Origin of the sequence: Amycolatopsis jejuensis (assembly GCF_000717335.1) — a bacterium.
In the GTDB taxonomy this organism is placed as follows: domain Bacteria; phylum Actinomycetota; class Actinomycetes; order Mycobacteriales; family Pseudonocardiaceae; genus Amycolatopsis; species Amycolatopsis jejuensis.
In genome coordinates, this window is the sequence record NZ_JNYZ01000022.1 from 77,231 (window position 1) to 98,828 (window position 21,598).

Below are 21,598 nucleotides of genomic sequence, written 5' to 3' on the forward strand. Positions count from 1 at the left end.
TCGAGCACACCAGTCCAGAAGCTGCCCCGTACTGCGGTCGCTGGCCGCTCCCGGGCGGCAACTAGCACCAGTCGCTCGCGCCGATGTCATCGGATCTTTCTGCGGCCTCGTGTGTCCCGGTCTCTCGCCGCGGCTGTTGTCGGCGCGGTCCTGTTCAGCGTGCTCGGCAGCGATTCGGCTCAGGCATCGACGCAGGTTCTCGCATTCGCCAAGAGCGTCAGCGAAGTATTCGACCACATCCGGGACTGGCTCACCGGGATCCTGGCCGGTCTGGCGACGGTGTTCCTCACTATCGGCGGTGTCCGGTACCTGATGGCTTCCGGCGATCCGGGCGAGGTCGAGAAAGCGAAGCAGTCGTTCAAGTCGGCGGGCTGGGGTTTTGGTCTCGCCGCGCTGGCGCCGCTCGTGGTCGAGATCCTGCGCGGGATTGTCGGTGCCTGACGTGGTGGCCATGCCACGGCGGAGGTTGTGGTGGCTGGTCGTGCTGGGGCTGACAGTGGTGCTCAGCGGTGTGCTCGTGGTCGGTGCGTGGGCCTCGCCCGGGCAGGGCGATGCCCAGCAGGCAGCTCAGGCGCAGCAGCCACCGGTGCTGCCGCTGCCTGGCAATCCGACCGGCAGCGTCTGCCCGCCGGATTCGCCGGACCCGTCGTGTCATTTGCCCACCGGCTCGCCACGCCCGCCCGTGCCGACGACACCGCCGCCTCCGGTCACCGAGGTGCCGCCACCGCCGAGTTGCTTTCCCGGGCAGCTCGGGTGCACGCCCGGTGGCCAGGCCCCGCCTCCCAGCGCACAGTGCACCGGTGAGGACTGCATCCCGCAGCCCACCGGCCCGCCGACCACCGGGCAGCAACCCGGCGGAACCAACCCGGCCAACAGCGAGCCGGACTGCGGAATCACGAACATCACCGGCTGTATCGCGAAGGCGATCAACGCGGTGTTCAAGGATCTGGTCAACGCGGCGCTGGCCCCGGTTCTGGAACTGCTCGGCAGCACCGTGTTGAGTACTCCGACCATCGAAGAGCTGCCGGGTATCGGCGAGTTGTGGAACAGCTCGTGGGAGATCGTCCTTGCCTGCTACGGGATGCTGATCCTGGTCGCCGGGATCGTGGTGATGGCGCACGAGTCGGTGCAGAACCGGTACTCGTTGAAGGAGATCGGCCCGCGGATTCCCGTCGGCTTCCTCGCCTCGGCGCTCTCGTTGTTCTTCGCCGAGAAGCTGATCCGGCTGGCCAACGCGCTGTCGCTGGCGGTCCTCGGCGGTGGAGTGAACCCGCCGTCGCTCGGACCGACACTCAAGGACGCGATCGAGGGAGCGCAGTCGGGTGGGATCTTCATGATCCTGCTGGCGCTTGCCCTCGCGGTCGCCGGACTGGGCCTGGTTCTCGTGTACGCGGTACGGGTGGTGGTCACCTTGCTCCTGATCATCACCGGGCCGCTGTTCCTGATGTGTCATTGCCTGCCGCACACCGACGGTATCGCCCGGTGGTGGTGGAAGGCGTTCGGCGCGACGCTGGCGATCCAGGTCGCTCAGTCTCTCGTGCTGATCACGGCCGTGCGGACCATCTTGAACGGCGCGGTGCACCTGTTCGGGTCGCAGCTGTCCGCGGTCGGGATGATCCTCGCCGCGATCGCGCTGTTCTTCATCCTGTTCAAGATCCCGTCCTGGTTTCTCTCGGCCGCCAAGCTCGGCAACGGCCGTTCCTTCCTAGGAAGCCTCATCAAGACCCTCGTTGCGGCAAAAACGTTCGGTGCCGTCGCGGGCAAATCCGGCCAGCTCGGCAAGACCGTCACTCGTGGCGGCGGAGGCCGCGGTAGCGCTGCTGCCCCCGGTCCGCCCCGGCCTCCGCAACCGCGCATCGCATCGACTCCGCAGACCATCAACCAGCGGCTCCAGGCGGCCTACGACGCTGACCGCGCCCGCGCGGCCCGCCAGCCCCGCCCACCGTCGCAGCGGCCCGAGTTTCTTCAGCCCGCGCCGCAGGACACCACCCACGACCCTGCTGTCGGACCCGCGGCCCTTGGACAAGCCCTGTCGGAATTCAGTGCCGCGCCCACGCCCGCGACGCCCGTACGACCGCCCGCAGGGCGGCGCGGCAAGCGGACCGCCGCGAAGCCTCGCTTCCAAGCTCCCAACGCACCGCGCCGTACCGGCACTGCGCCCGCGCGTCCGGTTGCCGTGGCTGCGGTCCCACCGCATTTGAAGTTCCAGCCGCCTGCATCGGGACCCGCCGACGTATCCCGGCCGGTCCGGCCGGCGACGACGCCACCGCGAGCGCCGGAATTCCGGGCCGCCCATCCGGAGCCTCGACTCGGAGACGCCCGGAAGCGCACCCCGGCAGTGCCGCCAATCGCGTTCCGGCCGCCCGCCCCACCACCGAAAGCCCCGCCGCGTGGAGGTGACAAGTCATGACCCAGCCTGTCCGCATTCCCTCGGATGTCGATCGCGAGGATCGTGTCCTGGCCAATCTCACCGTCCGGCAGTTGGCGATCCTCGCGGGGACTGGGATCGTGCTCTACGGCGTGTGGCTGGCCGCGCGCGGGGTGGTGCCACTGCCGGTTTTCCTGATCGTCGCGGTTCCGGTCGGGGTCGCGGCGGCGGTACTGGCGTTGGGTCAGCGTGACGGCGTGAGCTTGGACCGGCTCCTGCTTGCGGCCGTCCGCCAGCGGCTGCAACCCCGCCACCGGGTCGCCGCGCCCGAAGGAGTGCGGGCGGCGCCGCGATGGCTGACCAACGCCGCCGGCGGTGCGAGCCCTGCTGACGTGTCTCCGGCAGCGCTGCGGCTGCCCGCGGAAGGGGTCACCGAGGCCGGTGTCGTGGATCTCGGCGCGGACGGGGTCGCGATGGTCGCGGTAGCCAGCACCGTGAACTTCGCACTGCGCACGCCCGGCGAGCAGGAAGCGCTGGTCGCCTCGTTCGGCCGGTATCTGCACTCGATCTCCGCGCCGGTGCAGGTGCTTGTCCGAGCGGAACGGCTGGACCTGAGCCGGCAGATCAGCGATCTGCGCGAAGCTGCCCCCGGCTTGCCGCACCCGTTACTGGAAGCCGCTGCGCGGGAGCATGCAAGCTACCTCGACCAGTTGCGCCGCTCCACCGATCTGCTGCGTCGCCAAGTTCTGCTGGTGCTGCGCGAACCAGTTCGCGCAGCGGGCCCGCCCGACGGGCTCGGCGGCGCCTCCCCACTCGCCGCGCTGCGCGCTCAGCGTGGCCGGACTGCGGAGATCACCGACACCGCACGACGCTCCGCCGAGACCAGGCTCGTGCGGCGGTTGGGAGAAGCAACCGAACTGCTGGCCCCGGCCGGGATCACTGTCACGCCGCTGGACGCGGGTCAGGCCACCGCTGTCCTGGCCACCGCGTGCAATCCGGACAGCCTGATCCCTCCATCAGCAGGATTGGCCGGCGCCGACGAGGTCATCACCACCGCCGGCCCGGACCTCCTCGACGAACCGCGCCGACCGGAGCCCGATCACCGCGCGTTGCCAGAACCGACTGCGCTCGACGAGTGGGAGAGCGGTGACCTGTGATCACGAAATTCCGTCGCACCCGCCGTGAATCCCTGCCGGGCCGGGCCAGTGCCTTCACCCCGGACTCCCTGTCGGTCGCGCCCCGGCACCTGGAGATCGGTGGCGAATGGGTCGCCTCGTTCGCTATCACTGGCTACCCCCGTGAAGTGCATGCGGGATGGTTGCAGCCGCTGCTGTCCTATCCCGGCCGTGTCGATGTCTCGCTGCACATCGAACCCATCGACCCGGTGACAGCCGCCAATCGGCTCAAGCGTCAGCTGTCCAAATTGGAGTCAGGACGGCGCCGCACCTCGGAGAAGGGGCGCCTGCTGGACCCGATGGTCGAGGCCGCCACCGAGGACGCCTACGACCTGTCTGCCCGCGTCGCCCGCGGCGAAGGCAAGCTCTACCGGCTTGGGCTCTACCTCACCGTGCACGCCAGCAGCGAACCCGACCTCGTCGAACAGGTCGCCGCGGTGCGCGCGCTCGCGGCGTCGCTGCTGATGAACGCCCAGCCGACCACCTACCGATCGTTGCAGGGCTGGGTATCCACCCTGCCGTTGGCTCTGGACCTCATCGGGATGCGCCGTACCTTCGACACCAGCGCTCTCGCCGCCGCATTTCCGTTCACCTCACCGGATCTCCCGCCTGCCGACCCGACCAGCGTCGCCGCCCCGGCCGGTGTGCTGTACGGGTTCAATGTCGGCAGCCAGGGGTTGGTGCATTGGGACCGCTTCAATGCGGACAATTACAACAGCGCCGTTCTCGGACGATCCGGTGCAGGCAAGTCGTACCTGGTCAAGCTGGAGACCCTGCGCAGCCTCTACCGCGGCGTCGAAGTCTCCATCATCGACCCGGAGGACGAATACCGACGGCTCTGCGAAGCGATCGGCGGCACGTACCTCCACCTCGGCGACGCCGACGTCCGCATCAACCCATTCGACCTGCCGATCTCGGTCCGCCCGGACGGGCGCCGCACCGCACCCAAAGACGCGCTGACCCGACGGGCACTGTTTCTGCACACCGTCGTGGGTGTCCTGCTCGGTACTGGACTGTCCGCACAGCAGCGAGCCGTACTCGACCGGGCCATCCTCGCCACCTACCACCGAGCGGGGATCACCAGTGACCCACGCAGCTGGGGTCGGCAGGCTCCGCTGCTCGCCGATCTCTCCGCCGTCCTGGCCGCCGAGGGAGACTCGGTCGCGACGGACCTCAGCGCCCGGCTGCACCCGTTCGTCGAAGGCGCGTTCTCGACGATGCTTGCTGGGCCGACCACGACCCGGCCCGAGGGGCACCTGACCGTATTCAGTCTCCGCGATCTGCCCGACGAACTCCGCCCGATCGGCACTCTGCTGACATTGGACACGGTATGGCGGCGGGTATCCAACCCGGCCATCCGACGCCCACGCCTGATCACGGTCGACGAAGCCTGGCTGCTCATGCAGGACCCGGCCGGAGCCCGGTTTCTGCACCGGATGGCCAAAGCGGCCCGGAAACACTGGGCAGGCTTGACGATCGCAACCCAAGACGTCGGCGACGTCCTCGGCACCGACCTGGGCAAGGCGATCATCGCCAACGCCGCGACCCAGATCCTCCTACGGCAAGCGCCGCAAGCAATCGACGAGATCGTGGCGACCTTCAACCTGTCCGAGGGCGAGAAGCAGTTCCTGATTTCCGCGGACAAGGGCCAAGGACTCTTGAGCACTGGCACGCAGCGCGTCGCGTTTCAATCTCTGGCTTCTCCGCAGGAAAATGCGCTCATCACTACAGACCCGAAGTTCCTGGCAACTCTTCAGGATTCCGGAACGAACTCCGGGTGGGTGGAGCTGTGATGAGGGTACTCGCCATCCGGAGTTCGCGAACTTCGTCTGTGATCGCTCGTGACGAATCAGGTGACTTGGCAACCTGGGACTGCGCAAGCGGCCCGGCTTGTCGAGGGCCTCTGGGACTTGTGCGCTTGCCAGACCGCCTCCATGTCGAGGGACCGGGTGGCTTCACGCATCTTTGTGTAGGCGTTGTCGGAGTATCGGGGATGTCGTTGCGATCCAAACACGAAGTCGTAGCGACAGGTGTCGTCGCTGTCGATTCCCAGGTGCTCCCGCAGGGCGCGGCTTCGAACGCGTGTCAGCCTCAGCGCCTCTGCGAGCTCCGTCGCCGATCGGTGGAACTTCCGTTGCAGGTCAATTTGGCGTATCGCTGCGGCGGGCGCAGACTCGTCTGCGACATAGCGAACTGGTGCGCCCTGCTTCTGGGTGAAATGCACTGTAATGGTGATGCCGTTTCCGTCGACGGCGGTGCCTATGTCTTCCAGCCGAGGGAAGACGGCAGCACGCGGGTCTCCTCGTCGGATGCCGTTCACGACGCGTTCGACATCGCTGTTGGACACCTGGGTATCCGGCGTGACATGCGCTTCCATGGCGAGGAGGGTGCGGATGCGGGCCCGGGCATCGTATCCGGCGCGGCGACCTGGCTTGAGCAGCGCGGCGATTTGGCTGTATTCCTCGTCAAGGACGATCGCGAGGTCACGAGGTGGATCCACCGACAGGGGCAGAACGCGTGTTGGCAGGTGTGCGGCCAGTCGCTCGGTAAAAACTCGCTGCAAGAGTTCGTCGAACAGCGTAATTCCGGCGCGGGCGTGCAGGTAGAGCAACTGCTCTGGAACTACGTTGAACCAATGCTGCTCGTCGTCGCGCATTGCGTTGATGGCTCGCAGAGTACCAGCTTCCACGTCGCCGAGCTTGACGGTGAGATTGGTGGCGGCGAGTCCAAGACAGCCCTTGAAACCGATCGACCGGCCGGTCTCCCGATCGAAGATGTTCTTCTCGCCTGTTTGGACGAGAGCGGCTTTGAGCAGCATCTCGAACGCGTGTTGCAAGTGCAGCAGCACACGGGTTGTCCGACCGTTGTCATGGGGAGAATTGAAGGCTTCGACCGCACTGGTGAGGGATGCCAACGCCTTGCCTCGGAGTACCCGGCTCTACTGCTTGAGCTTCATCGCTTCTCCCCGCCCTCGTGGCGCATCGGTGCCGGGTGTAGTCGCGCTGACAGCCGCATGTGTTTCAGCCCGGCATCCTTATGGTGCTGTTTCGTAATCGGCGATGCCGGGGCGATCGACGGTTGCGGTGTAGCGGTAGGCACCGGCGACGGAGAGGCCGAACAGGTCGCAGATCAGACGGACGTCGCCGTTGCTGGCGTGGGCTTCGTCGAGGATGCGGTCCTGGCGGATGGATTGGGCGCTCATGCCGAGGCGCTTGCCGATCCAGTACGGGGTGACCGCGCTGGTGGTGTTGGCGTTGCGGTAGTGGATGAACAGGTGCGGGTTGGCGGTGTTGGGCCAGGCCCGTTGCCGGCAGGTCAGGTAGGCGGTCAACCGCAGCCGCACCGGGACCGCGAGCGGGATGACGCGGTCCTCGACGTGCAGCCGCCCGTCGCGCAGGTCGGCCAGGCGCAGGGCGCAGAGTTGCCGGATGCGGACGGCGTGGAAGGCCAGCAGTGCTGCGAGCGCGACACGAGTCGGGTCCTCGGAGTCCAGGGCGGCACGCAGCGCGGACAAGTCGATCGGTCCAGGCGCCTGCGGGTGCGGGTTGGGGACGCTGATGCGGGCTGTCGGGTTGACGAAGGTGAGCTGCCGAGCCTTGAGCACCCGGAAGATCGACCGCAGTCCTTGCAGGGTGCACGATCGCGGCGCGCCACTGGGTGGCAGGGCGGCGAGGACGTCGTTGCGGCCGATCTCGCGCAGCGAGGTGTGCTCATGGGCCCAGCTACGAAGGGTGGGCAGGGCGAAGGACAGTTGCGTCCGGACGGTGCGTTCGGAGCGCGGCCGGAACCGGGGCGGAATGGTGCTGCCTTTGCGGGCGATGTCGAACCACACCGTCAGCTCGCGGCGCATCTCGTCGGGCAGGGTGCTGGTCTGGACGGTGAACCAGCGCACGACAGCGGGGATTCGGTCGTCGGCGAGCATGCCGGCAGCGGCGAGCACGTCGAGCACCGGGCGAACCGGGTGGCGGATGCGCGACATGGGCAGCACGTCGCTGGCACGGATCGCCGCGCCCGGGGTGTCTTGCATTCCCAGCAGCATGCGGATCGCGCGCTGGGTGCGTTCGGTGACGTTGATGCCCCAGCCGTGTTGGTGGGAGAATTCCCGGATGAACTGGCGCCATGCTGCCTCCCGCGCTGGGTCGGGTGGCGGCGGGAATCCGAGGCGCAGCCCGGATTCCAGGTCGCGCGGCAACTGCCACAGCACCAGTTGCTGGTAGCGGACCGGTTGCAGCAGCGAGAGGTCGGGTGGGACGGTCTTCTTGATGTAGGGGCGGGTTCCGTGTCCTTCGCGGTGCCACATGCCAGCGAAGAACAGCTGCTGGCCATGCCGGTTGGCGTCGGCGAGCCCAACCACGCTGGTCCGTTTCCCGAGGTCGTGGGCGAGCAGGCTGCGGGTCTTGCGGCACAATCGGCACGATCCCTGGTCGTCCAGGGCGACCTGCTGTCCGCAGGTGCGGCATGCGTCGACGTGGTGGTGGGTTTCGCGCCAGGAGCGGCAGGCCGAGCACAGCCAGCCGTAGGTACCGGTCACGCCCCAGGCGTGGCAGTCCGGGCAGGAATCCACCACGACGACCGCAGGCGCGAGCGGGCCGGGAAGTCGCCATACCGGCGAGCGTTCGCCGGGCGCGTGGGTGTGGCAGCGGGCGCACAACCCGGACGTGTAGTAGTCCTTTGTGGACCCGCATTTCCGGCAGGGCGGTGGCGTGACCGGCCCGCCAGGCCAGCAGTCGAAGCAGAAGGGGACCTCGCGCATCGCCGGTGGGCGCACCCCGCACACCTGGCAGCGGCGCGGGCGGCCGGTCATGCTGGCGGCACTGATCGATGCCGGCCCAGCCGCGGTGTGACTGGCGCGCCGGTGCCTGTCTCGGCCCGCGGCGGCTTGCGGGCTGCGACCTGCTCCGGCTCGCAGACCAGCAAGTCATCCGGGTTGCACTGCAGCACCGCGCAGATCACGTCCAGGTCGTCGAGGCGGATCGTGGTCGGTGTGGTCGTCCACAGCGCGGACATCTTTCCCGCGCTGACCTCCAGCCCAGCCTCGGCCAGCCGTCGGCGCATCTCGGTGGACTTCCAGATGCCCTGCTCGGCTGCTTTCATCCGCAGATTCCACCGCATTCTCGTGCTCCTCCTACTGCCCGAGCCGGGCCGCGACTCGCTGGTTGGCCACCGTCCAGGCATGTTCGACATGGTCGTCCTGGACGTGGATGTAGCGGGTCGTCGTGGACAGCCATTCGTGGCCCAAAATGTCTTGTATTGCCTTGAGGTCCATGCCGCGCGCATACAACGACGAGGCGCAGTAGTGCCGCAACGTGTGCGGTGTCAGGCGGCCGCCCCAATCCGGCAGCCATCGCGCGGTGGCTGCGCCCAGACCGTCGCGCAGAGCCTGGTCGCAGGCTCGGCGGTAGCAGCCGGTGTGCGGGTCGTCGCGTTCGCTCGGCAGCAGCGGCGCGTCCGGGTCCTGCCAATCGTCGCCGAACTGGTGCCGGACGTCGATCAGCCACCAGTCCAGCAGCTCAGCGACCTGGTTGATCGCCGGGACCAGCCGGGTCTTCGCGCCGCGGCCGCGGCTGCCCTTGCCGAACCGGACGTGCAGCTTGCCGAACTCGCCCAGATCGCGGCGCCAGTCCCGGATGTCGAGCATGTAGGTCTCGCGGATCCGCAAGCCCGCCCGACGCCACAACGACGCCGCCAGATAGTCCCGCGCCGCGATCAGGAATTTCCGTTTGTGTTCCAGCGAATCCCGCCACGAACTGAACAGGTGCTCGACTTCCTCGTCCGAGGGCGGGATACGTGGCTGGCCGTAGTCGGCCTTGGCCGGCCGGTTGTACTCATCGATCGGCTGCCTGACCACGCACCCGGTCAGCTTGTGGACATCGCCCTGGTAGCGGGTGATCAGGAAATCGAAGAAGTGACCGATCGCCCAAGCTTTCTGTTGCACCGTGGTGCGGGCCCGACCCAGGTCTTTACGTTGGTGAGTAAGGAAACGATCCGCGTCGTGCGGCTGGGCCGTCCAGATCGGACGCCCGAGGAACCGCATGAACTCGAACAGCACAGCCCGGTCGTTGCCCACCACGCTATCGCCGAGCCCTGCACCCAGCGCGGCCAGCAGATACTGGTCGACCAGTTCCTGCTCGAAGTCCTCCAGCTCCTGCGTCGTGCCCAGCTTGCGCGGTGCATCGAGGGACCGAACCACCGCCAGCGCCATGAGCACCTCCGCGACCGACCCCTCAGTCGGCCGAACCTGACGATAGCTCACGAACCCCGGCGTTCCGTCGGAAATCCCGACGGCGTGTCGGATATCCAAAGACGTCGACGCCACCCCACCTGGCCTGAGCAGCAGCGTCCGGACACAACGGACGGTCAACATGAACGTCTGGAACTTCCAGCAACTGATCCGGCCGAGTTGTCCGCTGTCGAGCAGGAATCCGCCACCGACGCCAGCTCGTTCGTGGACCTGGGTGAGATGGCTCTCGCCACGGACGCTGACGGTCACGTCGACATAGCCGCATAGCGCCCCGTCTCAGTTCGAATTTGCCGTGCACGAGAAGGGTTTCTGATGCTGCCCGCTGTGTATCTCGGTGCCCGAATCGGAGTGCTCGCCTCGCCGCTGCAGGATTACCTGCGCAACCCCGGCGCCGTCGTGCACACGGTTCTCGCTGGGTTGCGTGACATCGCGGTGTCATGGGGACCGGTCATCGGTCCGGCACTCGTGCTCGCAATGACCGCCGTCATAGCTGGACGCCGCTGGTGGACACGGCGATGCCATGGCCGGATGGCCGTCGATGCCCGAGTGATCACCGTGCTGGCCCCGCCCACGGTGGATCCGGATGGTGCAGGAGCGTTGTATTCCAACCTGGTCGGGCTGCTCCGCCCCGGATGGAAGCGACGGGTACATGGCCAGCCGCACGTCGTGTGGGAGTACGTGTTCTCCCACACCGGAGTCGCCCTGCGGTTGTGGCTCCCCGGCGTCGTGCCGCCCGGGATGGCCGAACGCGCCGTCGAGGCCGCGTGGCCCGGCGCGCACACCCGCACAGCCCCAGCCAAACCACCGATCCCCCTGTCCAGCCCGCCAGGGAAAAACGTCGAAGCTGCGGGTGGTGAACTGCGTCTCGCCCGCAGCGAGGCCTTGCCGATCCGGTCCGAGTTCCCGACCGATCCGGCGCGGGCGTTGCTGGGCGCGCCGGTCGGGCTGGCCATGCACGAACGCGCGGTGGTCCAGATCCTCGCGCGACCCGTCACCGGCGCACGCGTCCGGAAAGCTCGACGGGCCGCGCGCCGCGTCCGCGCCGGTAGCTCGACCCGGCTGGCCGGTCGGCTCCTGGACCTGATGACCCCACACACCGGTGCACGCAAGCCCAGCACGACCACGAAGAAGCCGGTCACCGACCACCAGACCGCGCTCGAAAACTCCGCGCAGGACCGGGTCATCGTGGCCAAACAGCGCGGCTCCCAATACGAAACCCGGATCCGGTACGCCGTGGCCACACTGGTCGACGAGCACGCAGCCGCCGTGGAGCTGGATCGGGTGCGCGAGCATCTTCGCGGACGTGGCCATGCCATCGCCAGTGCGTTCGCGGCCTACAGCGAGCACAACTACTACCGCCGCGTCCGGCTCGCACACCCAGTCCGCGCCGTCGCCGAACGCCGCCTCACCTCAGGCGATCTGCTCTCGATCGGCGAACTGGCCGCGCTTGCCCACATCCCGACCGACGAGGCTATCCCCGGGCTGCAGCGCGCCGGCGCCAAAGCCGTCCCGCCACCACCCGGCATCGCCACCGAAGGCGCCGGAGTGAAGCCGATCGGGATCACCGACTCCGGACACCCGCGCCCAGTGGGGCTACGCATAGCCGATGCACGCCACCACATCCACATCCTCGGAGCGACGGGTTCCGGCAAATCCGAGCTGATGGCACGGATGATCCTCGACGATGCCGAAGCCGGCCGCGGCCTGGTCGTCATCGACCCCAAAGGCGACCTGGTCGCCGACACCCTGATGCGCCTCCCCACCCGGCTGGGAGAGAAGGTCATTCTCTTCGACGCCGACAGCCGCTCCCGCCCGCCGGTACTCAACCCGCTCGAGGGCGACGACACCGCGCGGACCGTCGACAACCTGGTGTCGATCTTCTCCCACGTGTACGCCTCCAGCTGGGGCCCACGAACCGAGGACATCCTGCGATCCGGACTCCTGACCCTGCGCCAGCTACCCGGCACACCAACACTGACCGACCTGCCGAAGCTGCTGACCGTGCCGGCGTTCCGGCAGCGCGCCGTCGAACAGCTCTCCGACGACGTCCTCATCGGGTTCTGGCGCTGGTACGACGACCTGTCCGACGCCAGCCGCGCGCAGGTCGTCGCGCCGCTGATGAACAAGCTCCGCGGCCTCCTGCTACGCCCCTTCGTGCGAGCCTCCCTCGCCGGTGGAGAATCCACAGTGGACATGGACGCCGTACTCGACGGCGGAATCTGCCTAGTGCGGCTGGGCAAGGACGCACTCGGCCTCGACACCGCACGGCTGATCGGGTCAATCGTGGTGGCCCGAACCTGGCAAGCCGCAACCAGACGCGCGCGGATACCGCAACGCGAACGACAGGATGCCTCCCTCTACATCGACGAATGCCACAACTTCCTGAACCTCGCCTACCCCATGGAGGACATGCTCGCCGAGGCGCGCGGCTACCGGATGTCGATGACCCTGGCCCACCAGTACCTACGGCAGCTACCCCGCGAACTGGAGGAAGGCATCTCCACCAACGCCCGCTCGAAAATCATCTTCTCCGCCTCACCCGAAGATGCCCACGACCTCGCCCGGCACACCGCACCCCGGCTCTCCGAACACGACCTCGCCAATCTTGGCCGATTCCACATCGCCGCACGACTGGTACTCGACAGCGAGGAAGCACCCCCATTCACCGCAGTCACCGAGAAGCTTCCACCGGCAATTCCCGGACGCGCCAAGAAGATCCGCCGCCTCGCCCTGGTCAACACCCAGCCCCCGCGCGCGCAGGAACCAGCCGAGGACGACCGTCCCGCGCTGGCCGATCCCCGTCGCGCAGCCTGACCCGCAGCCGTGTTCTGGAGGTACCCGACATCATGATCAGCAACCCCACCCCGCAGCGAGAACTGCGCTCACACCGGCCGCAACGTCCCGCACCACGCGTGCTCAACACCGCCGAACACCACGCGTGGCTGGCCGGACACCTCACCGCCCGTGACCGATGGCTCTGCCGGATGCTGTTCGAGCACCACGTCCTCACCAGCACCCAGATCATCGACATCGCCTTCCCCAGCCGCCGAGCTGCCAACCTTCGCCTGCGCAATCTGTATCAATGGGGCGTCGTACACCGGTTCCAACCGCACCGAGACCGCGGCTCACACCCCATGCACTACGTCCTCGACACCGCCGGAGCCGTCGCACTCGCCCGCGAAGACGGCATCGACCCCAGGGAACTGGGCTACAACCGGGAACGCGAGATCGGACGAGCGTTCTCCCTGCAGCTGGCGCACACCGTCGGTTGCAACGGCCTGTTCACCGCCCTGATCCACCGGGCACTCCAGCCCGGCACCACTGGCGCGCTGACGACCTGGTGGTCGGCAGCCCGATGCGGGCGGCACTGGGGCGACATCGTCACCCCAGACGGCTACGGCCGCTGGCGCGAAGCCGACCGGGACATCGAGTGGTTCATCGAGTTCGACTTCGGCACCGAAACACTGACACGGCTGGCGCGGAAACTGGCCCGCTACGAACGCCTCGCCGAGAACACCGGAATCACCACACCCGTGCTGGTGTGGCTGCCGACCGCCGCCCGCGAGGCCAACGCACGTCGCGCCTTCGCCGACGCACTGCGCGCGCTCAACCGGCCTGATCGCGTACCGGTGGCTACTACCAGCGGCGAGACGACCGACGATCCGCTCGACATGGCCGCGCCCCGCTGGCGGCGGGTCGAAGACACCCGCACCACCGGACGGGTGCGACTGACCGAGTTGCCCGTGCTGTGGCCAGAGTTACCTGCGTCGCCACCCCTGAGCGAGCCACGGCCCGCGCCAGCCGCGGCCGGACGTGTCGAGGTAGCGCCGCCGTCGCCGATGCCTCCGCCCGCTCCAGCGGGGCGGTGATGCCGCGATGGGTAGGATCGCCACGACCGCCGCCGTCCTCGTCGGCGTGCTCATCCTCCTCATCGGCGGCGGCACCATCGCTGTCGTCCAAGCCGTATTCGAGAGCTCCGGTGAGAATTGCGCCCCAGCCGGAGCGACAGCAACATCCGCAGCCGGCTACGGCCCAGAGCAGATGGTCAACGCGGCGACGATTGTCGCTGTGGGCAAGCGCATGAACGTGCCCCCGCAGGGCATGGTCGTCGCGGTCGACGCGGCGATCACTGAGTCGCAACTGCAGAACCTCGACCACGGCGACCGCGACAGCATAGGCCTGTTCCAGCAACGACCCTCGCAAGGCTGGGGCAGCGTTGCTCAGATCATGAACCCGGCCTTCAGCAGCGAGATGTTCTACCGACGCCTCATGACGGTACCGGACTGGCAGAACATGAGCGTTGCAGCAGCAGCCCAACACGTTCAGCGGTCAGGATTTCCCGACCGCTACGCAAAATACGAACAGGCCGCCCGCCAGATCGTCGGCGCCGTCCTCGGAGCAACCTGCGCCCCCGGAGCTGCGCCAACTGCAGCAAGCGGACGGGCGAAGCAAGTAATCGATGCGGCATGGTCTCAGCTCGGAGTGACCTACGCCTGGGGTGGCGGCACAGCGGCTGGACCGAGCCGCGGCATCCGCGACGGTGGCGTCGCCGACCAGCACGGTGACTACGCCAAAGTGGGTTTCGACTGCAGCGGTCTCACTCTGTTCGCCTACGCCCAGGTTGGCATTTCGCTGCCCCACCAAAGCCAAGCCCAGTTTGCGTTGGGCACCCGGATTGCCAAGTCGGCCGGACTGGCTGCGCTACGGCCCGCCGACCTGGTCTTCTACAGCCCGGGGAGAATCCACCACGTCGGCATTTACCTCGGCGACGGACAGATGATCAACGCCTACGAATCCGGCACCTTCGTCCGGGTCGAGCCGGTCAACCTAGGCGAGTACGCCGGTGGTGTGCGGCTCCTGCCGTGACAAGCGGGGATCGAACCCGCCTTGGTGCCTCGGTCGGCGACGGTCAACTGCCTATCCACCGAGACGCTGCAGCTTGGATGCCTGGGCCCCTTCGGCTCAGCATGCCGAGAGCGAGGTCCGCGTAGTTGAAGGCAACAAGCGTGCCGTTCGTGGCGTGCATCACGGCTAACTACCCGCTGTAACAGATTTCTTGATCGACACGAGTCCGATGTGACTGAAGACGGAGGATTGTTCGATGCGCGTTCAGACTGGCTGCCGGGACTGCAAGCGCTGCAACAACTCGGCTGCGGCGGAGGCCGGGAGGAAGCTCGGGAAGCTGACGGCGAACGTCATGACGATGGGTTCCGTCGCTGCCGTCCAGGCGTTCACCGGCAACTGCCGCGCGTGTGGACACAAGAAATCCCTGCACGGCGTCACCGGTGAAGCCCTGCCGGTCGAGGTGGTAACGCCGGTGCCAGCTCAGGAACCGGTGCCTGTCCCGCCGCCGACTCCCGTAACACCATCTCCCGGCTGGTATCCGTCGCCGAACCAGCCCGGTCAGTTGCAGTGGTGGGACGGCGCGCAGTGGACGCCGTCCTACTCTCCCGCCAACTAGTCGCGAACCGGCACCGCGAGCTTCGGCGTACCACGCCACACGCCCCGGTGTCTCATAGAGGGCTGGTTCGGTGGCCGTGTAGATGGTGCCACGGCTTCGGCCTGAGGGGCTGCGGCCGGTTCCCAGTCCGGTACGTTGAGTGCATGGATTCCAACCCGCCTTCGGAGCAGACGCGGTGGACCATCCACGGCGAGCGCTTGATCGACGACACGCGCCGGCTTCGGCTCAGTATCGCGTCGGTGGAGTTGCCGGACGGCGTCAAGTTCGAGCAGTACGTCATGCGGTCGCCGAAGGCCGCGATGATGGTGGTGCTCGATGACGCGCTGGAGAACGTCCTGATGATGTGGCGGCACCGGTGGATCTTCGATCGGTGGGTGTGGGAGCTGCCCGGCGGTTACGTCGACCCGGACGAAGACCCAGTGGTCACGGCGGCGCGTGAGGTGGAGGAGGAGACGGGTTGGCGGCCGCGTACGAGTGAGCCGTTGGTCTCCTTGCAGCCGAATGTGGGTATGGCGGACGCGGAGAACCTGCTGTTCCTCTCCCGCGGCGCGGAATACATCGGCGACGACGTGGACGTCAACGAGGCGGAACGGATCGCCTGGATCCCACTTGGCTCGGTGCGCGAACGCATCGCGAAGGGCGAGATCTTGGGTGCATCGTCGCAGGTCGGCCTGCTGCACGTGCTCGCGTTTCCACCGGCGTAGTCAGATCCTGGGTGTGGCGAGTCCGACCTGGTCCATCTCGCGGTACAGGGCGCGGACCTCAGCGGTGCGGTACGGGGCGAGTCGTCGGGCCACGTCGCCCAGGTAGGCAGTGGCGCGGACTGAGCGCACGCTCCCGGCCATCCGTACGGCCGCCTTGGCACTTGCGCATGCCTCGTCGACCCGGCGCTGATCGGCGAGTGCGGAGGCGAGCAGCGCCGTGTTGAACAGCTTGCCGCGGTCGTACCCGTCGCTCATGTCGAGGGAGCGGCGGGCGAATCGTTCGGCGTCGGGGGCCATGCCGAGGTCACGGAAGGCGTGTGCGAATTTGGCTGCCATGTATGGGGCGTCAAAGTAGCTCAACCAGGCTGGGCTGTTGGCAGGGTTGATCCGTTCGAACGCGGTTTCGGCACGGCGCAGGGCGTCCATGCAGCCGCCGCGGTCGTTCTGCATCGCGAGGCCGTGTGCTTCCATGACGGCGGATTCCGCTTGCAGCGCGGGGATTCCCGCTCGCGCGGCGGATTGGTGGGCGGCGAGAGCGAGGTCGACCGCCGCGTCACCGCTGCCGAGGAAGGCGGCGTGGTGGCTCATCGCGGCGAGCATTTCCCCGGCGAGAGCCTCGTCTCCGGCATGCTGGCACAGGCGCAGCGCTTCACGTAGGTGCGTGCGTCCGTCACTGGCGTGTCCGACGTCGTAGGCCATCCAACCGGCGAGTTGTCGCATCTCGGCCGCGGCGGTGAACAGCTCACGGCGCAAGCTCCCGATGATGCTGGTGTCGTCCAACATCGGCTTCACGGTGGACTCGAAGTAGGCGTTGAGTGCGGTGCGGCTGTGTCCGCCGCCGAAACGGTTGTCCGCCGCCCGATACGCCTTGGTCATGCTGCGGATGTCCTCGACGTTCGCAAGCCCCTCCGTAGTCGCGGCAGTCGGTGTGCTGCCCAGCAGGCTGGCGCCGACCGTCGCGACGCCCACGGCTGTGGACTTGAGGAATTGCCTTCGCTGCACATCATCTCCAGTGATCTCACGGACTGCCCGCAGCGTAGGAGCCGAGCCGACTGTGTCATATCCGTCGGAGTGTTGCGCGGACAGCGTGAACCACAGATGCTCCTGCGGGATACGGAGGATCTGGCACCAACGGTCCAGCTTGGCCAGATCGGTGACCGGACCGGCAGCGCGCTCCATGCTGCTGATGCGGCCCTGCGCGAGACCGAACCAATCCGCGACCGTGGCCTGCCGAATCCCGTGCGCGCGGCGATAGGCGCGCAGCAACCGGCCGAAGTGCCGGTCCGTGATCGCGTCCTGGACCTCCTGCCGAGCCCAGAAATCGCCCCCGGAGCGAGGCACTTCGCCGCTTGAAGCCTGCTCCGCTTTCACGCAGGGACTGCACTGGTCTCCGCGGTTGTCGGCGGCGAGCGGGGCGGAGCAGGTTCGGCATCGTCGTCGGGTCCGGGATGAGGTCACGGGCATCTCCGCTTGCTGGTAGTAAGAGACAGCATACTGCCTGTAGCCATCGGTGCTGACCAGCGAATATCTGTCCGACAGATATTTTGCGGCCGGATATCGCTCGCCGGGATTCGCGATCGTGCTCGGGTGTTCGAGGCTTCCCCGCATCACTTCGGACAGCAGGAGGCCGCCCGTGCAGGTCGATGCAAGGCAGGTAGCGGGCGGGCGCGTCGTTCCGCGGGAGCTGGCCAGTACCGCGCGCCGAGGCTCCGTGGCCGTCCGCCGCCCCTCTACAAGCAGGCACCGGGACCGTTCTTCCCGAACCGCGGTGGGCGGTTCCGGTGCCACCCATCCCAAGGACGTGTTCGCCATGAACCACAATTCCGGCGCCGCAGCGTGGTCGCACCAGTTTTGGAGCGCCCGATGATTGCCATGGACGCCATGCACCCGTCGCCGACGCAGGTCCGCATGCGCGAACTCGCACAGCAAGCAGCGCAGTCCGGTTTCGCGTTGTCCCGGCTTTTGACAGCCGGGTCCACAGTCGGCGTCGAACGCCGGATCGGCGACTATGTCGACCGGATGATCCTCAACACGCAGCGTGGCCTGCCCTCCATGATTTTCCGCTACGAGTGGGATTCCGACTACCCATGGACCGGCACCGCCCAGCCGGAAGCGGTCGACTACGAGCAGGGCGAGATCACCGACATCCTCACGACCGCCGTGACATGGGCCCGGCTATGACGGTCCGGCACACCGAGTTGGGAGCACGTCGTGGACTTCCTCGTTGGTCGTGGTCTGTTCAATCGGGAGCTGCACCGGGTGCACCCGGGGAACGCGACCCGTTTGCACGCGCAGGGGCGGCATTTCGCATTGGCCGAGTGCGGAAAGGCGTGCGTCCTCGTGTCGGCGCAGCAACGGTTCCCGGTCCTGATGTGGTGCATCGACTGCATGGTCTGCGGCGAGACAGAGCAGCTGCCCGCGGTGGTGATCCCGACGCAGCCGTCCGAAGACCTGATGCGGCGCGTTCTGGCTGGGCTGCAACACCTGTGACGGTGTCGTCGCTCGCGCAGGTCGAGGAGGTGGATGCGATGGGCGTGTGGAAGCAGGACGACGGGACCGAGGTCATCACGGATCCCGACACCGGGGAGGTCATCGAGGACGACGGGCAGTGATTCTTCCGGTCGCCGGGCTCGCCCCGACCGTGCCTGGCGACCGGAGCTCCACCAGCTGAGACGCAGCACCCAACGAAGAGGAGAACCCCTTGTCGATCCAGGAGCAAGCGCAGCAACTGGGCGCACTGGCTGAACAGGTTCCCAGCGGCCAGGCGCAAGGCTTGATCAGCGACTTGCAGAACCTCCAGCAGCAAGTCGAGTCGATCATGGGAGCAACCGGTGGGGCGCAGGAAATCCAGGGCGTCATCAATGCGGCAATCCAGCAGATCGACGCCATCGGCCAGGCCCTGGAACAGGTCAAAGCGACCATTACGCAGAGGGCGCAGTACCACCAGCAGGGATGAGTCTCGCCGACGACGCAGCCCGCCTCGACGCGCTCGCCGCGAACGTCCCGACGCTCCACCTCCGCCAGCTCGCCGGAGAGGTGGAGCGCATCGGAGGCATCGTCCAGCAGGTCCTAGGCAACGACGGCGACGTACTGCCGCTGATCAGCCAGACACTGCACGCCATCAGCGAAGCCGACGCGACACTCGCCGCGGTCCAGCAGACCATCCGGTCCGTGGCAGCACGCCACGCAGGCCACCCCCAACCCGCGCCGACATCCAAGGCCCCAGCGCACGAGCCGGCGGCCGCGCCGAAGACCGTCACGGCTCCGGACGGCTCGAACTACCCGCAGGAGGCAGCATGGTGCGCAGACCTGATGCCGAAGCGCGTCGAGAAAGGCACTGGACAACGCACCATCGGCTACGCCGACGGAAACTTCAACCAATTCACCTCGGGCACCGACAGCACCTACACACCTGCCGCACGCGACCGCCTGCTGCGCGCGGGAATCCACCCGGCAGCGGCGACCTTCCTCTCCCGACACGTCGAGATCAAGGCAGCCACCGACCTGATCATGCAGGGAAAAACGCAGAGCGAACTGGTGATCAACAACGTGCCATGCACCGAGATCAGCCCGACCCGGCCAGGCTGCGCCGAGGCACTGCCCAAGTACCTGCCACGCGGCACCTCGCTTACAGTTCACGGCACAGACCGCCAAGGCCGACCCTTCAGCCACACCTACGAGGGAGAAAATGACCGAGACCGCCTTGCCTGACGCGGACGGCCACGACGTCGCGGCACTCCTGTCAGTCGGACCGCTGCTCGACCGCATCACCAACGCCGAACACGACCCGGACAAGTTCGGCGTCTGCTGGGTGCTCTACGCGCAGAACACGCCCGACGACTGCGCCGGAAGCCTCACCGTCGGTGTCCGCGGCGACCGGGGAATGCTGCACTGGTCCGGCGCCGACGGGAGCTGGCTCAAGCCGGCAAGCGGACTCAACGAGGACGAGGTCACGTACTTCACCTACCTCGGACAACAAGACGCCGCCGAGCCCGGCATGGAGGTGACGCTCTCGACGGTGCTGGAGGCGGTCGAAGAGTTCCACCGCACGCATCGACGCCCGACCAACGTCGACTGGGTACCGGTTCAACCCGAGAAGAGTGGCAACAACTTGCGCTGAGGCCGTGACAGTCACCCATTCGTAGCAACGTTGCCGTTTCGACCGTGAAGCGCTGCCCCCGCTCTACGCTCGTATTCACGGGCTCGGCGAGGCATCCCCGGCTAGTGACGCCGAGCCCGCACCAAACGAAGGTTCCAACGGGCCGAAGGTCCGCCCGCTACTTCCATGGGCCGGTGGCGGGCGGCTCCTAGCGATGTGGCAAATGTTCGACGGCCGGTCAGATGTGGGCCGGTGCGAACCCCTGTCTGCTCGCGCGGCCCGTCTGACTGGGTGGCACTTTCCCCTGCCCCTCAGGTAACAGCCAGCGACGATCCAGGGGTGTACGCGCACACACGAGGTCGTTCCGAAACGGCAATGCGCCTGTCGACGATTCACCCGCATGAGCCTTTACTGCACGCTGTTGATTGTCGCCGACGATCCCAAGACCACCGACTGGATGTCCGGCTGGTCCGCCATCGCAGGGGTCGCCCTCGCGTCCGCTACTGCCGTCACGGCATTTCTCGCATGGCTCGCAATGAAAAAAACCAACAAATTGCAAGACGATCAACTTGAAGAACTAAGGTGGACACAGCGACGCCAGCATGCCGCTCTCTTCGGAATTTGGCTATCGGGCTCAGGGTTGGCCACCAAGGCTTTATATAACAATGCTGGATCACAACCGGTTCGCGATGTTCTCGTCAAATTGACCAGCGAAAATGGAAATGACGAAGTTTTGCGACTGCGCAGCCTGGCTCCGACGACAGAACCCGAGGAACTCGACCAAGCCACAAAGGCGGCGAATGACCTGATCGCCCTAGGCCTTCGGATCAACTACGGCGAGGACTATCGCACTCCGGACGGGTTTGGCGATTGGCACTTCCGCGATGAGACAATCGCGCTGAGATGTCGTGCCCTATCTGAAACAATGGAAGTCGACGTCGGCTTCAGGGATGCAGCTGGCAGCTCCTGGACTAGGCTCGACAGCGGCATACTGGTGGAGGAATACCAAAACTGGCGGCCAACATCCGACGAACAAGGGATCGCGGTCTGGGAAAAACTAGGCGGAACAGTAGAGGTTGTCCGGCAACAATCGACGCAAAGCGCGAAGCCCGAAATGCCCGGCAGCGCCCAGTTCCGCGCATTGCGAAAATGGCTCGTCGGCCTGTTCAAGCGGGTCAACAAGAACTAGTTTTCTCGTCTGGCGAAACACGTAAGATTCGTCGTCCTTGTGTCTCCCGAGGCTTGCCAATCCCCAGTTCCACCGCCGCGGCGAACCAAGGTGATGCGACAGGGACGCGCAGGGCGCTGGTTTCCTCGAACCTCCGCGCCGGTCGCGGTCGCTCTTGCGTGTGCCTGAAGTGACCAGCAGCCGGTCGTGCTGGACATGGAGGGTGAACACCGAAGGCCCGCCCCGACGCTGGTTCGGCACACCGGCCCGTGGTCGAACACGTCGCCTCGTCAAGGCAGTCAACCAGTACAATGCAGTTTGCAGCCTTGTTCCCCCCTAAAGAGAAAGGCCGGCCAGATGCCAGAGTCGGCGAAGAACGCCA

General features: G+C 66.9%; 20 protein-coding genes. 15 read left to right on the forward strand and 5 right to left on the reverse strand.

The window, feature by feature from the left end; genetic code table 11:
* The first annotated feature begins 111 nt into the window (after window positions 1–111).
* From OO71_RS29140 to OO71_RS29155, 4 genes are read left to right on the forward strand one after another with little or no spacing between them, the layout of a single operon-like run.
* The gene (locus OO71_RS29140; protein WP_051792433.1) at window positions 112–441 is read left to right on the forward strand and encodes a pilin; all 330 of its coding nucleotides are present in this window, start codon (window positions 112–114) and stop codon (window positions 439–441) included.
* Window positions 434–2,410, forward strand: coding sequence for a TrbL/VirB6 family protein (locus OO71_RS29145; RefSeq protein WP_211260628.1), 1,977 nt, complete (start codon window positions 434–436; stop codon window positions 2,408–2,410). The genes OO71_RS29140 and OO71_RS29145 overlap by 8 nt, the downstream gene beginning before the upstream one ends.
* Window positions 2,407–3,525: a PrgI family protein gene (locus OO71_RS29150; protein ID WP_033293126.1), complete on the forward strand. Its 1,119-nt coding sequence runs from the start codon at window positions 2,407–2,409 to the stop codon at window positions 3,523–3,525. The genes OO71_RS29145 and OO71_RS29150 overlap by 4 nt, the downstream gene beginning before the upstream one ends.
* The gene (locus tag OO71_RS29155; RefSeq protein WP_033293127.1) at window positions 3,522–5,336 is read left to right on the forward strand and encodes a VirB4 family type IV secretion system protein; all 1,815 of its coding nucleotides are present in this window, start codon (window positions 3,522–3,524) and stop codon (window positions 5,334–5,336) included. Before OO71_RS29150 ends, OO71_RS29155 begins: the two co-directional genes overlap by 4 nt.
* Before the next feature lie 56 nt (window positions 5,337–5,392).
* On the opposite strand, the gene OO71_RS29160 is transcribed toward OO71_RS29155, so the two are convergent.
* From OO71_RS29160 to OO71_RS29175, 4 genes are all read right to left on the reverse strand, one after another.
* A complete protein-coding gene (locus OO71_RS29160) occupies window positions 5,393–6,457 on the reverse strand; it encodes a DUF3644 domain-containing protein (protein ID WP_033293128.1) in 1,065 nt (354 codons plus the stop codon).
* Between the two features lie 120 nt (window positions 6,458–6,577).
* Window positions 6,578–8,074: a site-specific integrase gene (locus tag OO71_RS29165; RefSeq protein ID WP_245633809.1), complete on the reverse strand. Its 1,497-nt coding sequence runs from the start codon at window positions 8,072–8,074 to the stop codon at window positions 6,578–6,580.
* Window positions 8,075–8,343: 269 nt separating this feature from the next.
* The gene (locus tag OO71_RS29170) at window positions 8,344–8,655 is read right to left on the reverse strand and encodes a helix-turn-helix domain-containing protein (RefSeq protein WP_033293130.1); all 312 of its coding nucleotides are present in this window, start codon (window positions 8,653–8,655) and stop codon (window positions 8,344–8,346) included.
* A 13-nt stretch (window positions 8,656–8,668) separates the two neighbouring features.
* Window positions 8,669–10,033: a tyrosine-type recombinase/integrase gene (locus OO71_RS29175; RefSeq protein WP_245633810.1), complete on the reverse strand. Its 1,365-nt coding sequence runs from the start codon at window positions 10,031–10,033 to the stop codon at window positions 8,669–8,671.
* Between the two features lie 63 nt (window positions 10,034–10,096).
* On the opposite strand from OO71_RS29175, the gene OO71_RS29180 reads away from it, so the two are divergent.
* The 5 genes from OO71_RS29180 (at window position 10,097) to OO71_RS29195 (ending at window position 15,949) form a co-directional block, all read left to right on the forward strand.
* A complete protein-coding gene (locus tag OO71_RS29180; RefSeq protein ID WP_051792435.1) occupies window positions 10,097–12,598 on the forward strand; it encodes a type IV secretory system conjugative DNA transfer family protein in 2,502 nt (833 codons plus the stop codon).
* 32 nt (window positions 12,599–12,630) lie between these two features.
* Window positions 12,631–13,653, forward strand: coding sequence for a replication-relaxation family protein (locus tag OO71_RS29185; RefSeq protein WP_033293131.1), 1,023 nt, complete (start codon window positions 12,631–12,633; stop codon window positions 13,651–13,653).
* Window positions 13,654–13,660: 7 nt separating this feature from the next.
* A complete protein-coding gene (locus OO71_RS29190) occupies window positions 13,661–14,650 on the forward strand; it encodes a C40 family peptidase (protein ID WP_033293132.1) in 990 nt (329 codons plus the stop codon).
* A 235-nt stretch (window positions 14,651–14,885) separates the two neighbouring features.
* Entirely contained in the window at window positions 14,886–15,245 is a 360-nt protein-coding gene (locus OO71_RS49300; protein WP_245633811.1) for a DUF2510 domain-containing protein, read from the forward strand.
* Window positions 15,246–15,388: 143 nt separating this feature from the next.
* Window positions 15,389–15,949, forward strand: coding sequence for an NUDIX domain-containing protein (locus OO71_RS29195; RefSeq protein ID WP_033293133.1), 561 nt, complete (start codon window positions 15,389–15,391; stop codon window positions 15,947–15,949).
* Here OO71_RS29195 and OO71_RS29200 read toward each other — a convergent pair whose 3' ends face one another.
* Complete coding sequence (locus OO71_RS29200) at window positions 15,950–17,557, reverse strand: helix-turn-helix domain-containing protein (RefSeq protein WP_245633818.1); 1,608 nt, start codon at window positions 17,555–17,557, stop codon at window positions 15,950–15,952.
* A gap of 255 nt (window positions 17,558–17,812) precedes the next feature.
* On the opposite strand from OO71_RS29200, the gene OO71_RS29205 reads away from it, so the two are divergent.
* The 6 genes from OO71_RS29205 to OO71_RS50385 all read left to right on the forward strand — a co-directional run bounded on the left by OO71_RS29205 (window position 17,813) and on the right by OO71_RS50385 (window position 21,237).
* On the forward strand, window positions 17,813–18,130 hold the full coding sequence (locus OO71_RS29205) for a hypothetical protein (protein ID WP_156096590.1): 318 nt from the start codon (window positions 17,813–17,815) through the stop codon (window positions 18,128–18,130).
* Window positions 18,131–18,160: 30 nt separating this feature from the next.
* The gene (locus OO71_RS29210) at window positions 18,161–18,439 is read left to right on the forward strand and encodes a hypothetical protein (RefSeq protein ID WP_033293135.1); all 279 of its coding nucleotides are present in this window, start codon (window positions 18,161–18,163) and stop codon (window positions 18,437–18,439) included.
* 211 nt (window positions 18,440–18,650) lie between these two features.
* Entirely contained in the window at window positions 18,651–18,905 is a 255-nt protein-coding gene (locus OO71_RS29215) for a hypothetical protein (protein ID WP_033293136.1), read from the forward strand.
* Entirely contained in the window at window positions 18,902–19,660 is a 759-nt protein-coding gene (locus OO71_RS29220; protein ID WP_033293137.1) for a DddA-like double-stranded DNA deaminase toxin, read from the forward strand. The genes OO71_RS29215 and OO71_RS29220 overlap by 4 nt, the downstream gene beginning before the upstream one ends.
* Window positions 19,638–20,069 carry an Imm1 family immunity protein gene (locus tag OO71_RS29225; protein ID WP_033293138.1) on the forward strand — a complete coding sequence of 144 codons (432 nt, stop codon included), beginning with the start codon at window positions 19,638–19,640 and terminating at the stop codon, window positions 20,067–20,069. The genes OO71_RS29220 and OO71_RS29225 overlap by 23 nt, the downstream gene beginning before the upstream one ends.
* 379 nt (window positions 20,070–20,448) lie before the next feature.
* On the forward strand, window positions 20,449–21,237 hold the full coding sequence (locus tag OO71_RS50385) for a hypothetical protein (RefSeq protein WP_156096591.1): 789 nt from the start codon (window positions 20,449–20,451) through the stop codon (window positions 21,235–21,237).
* Window positions 21,238–21,598: the final 361 nt, after the last annotated feature.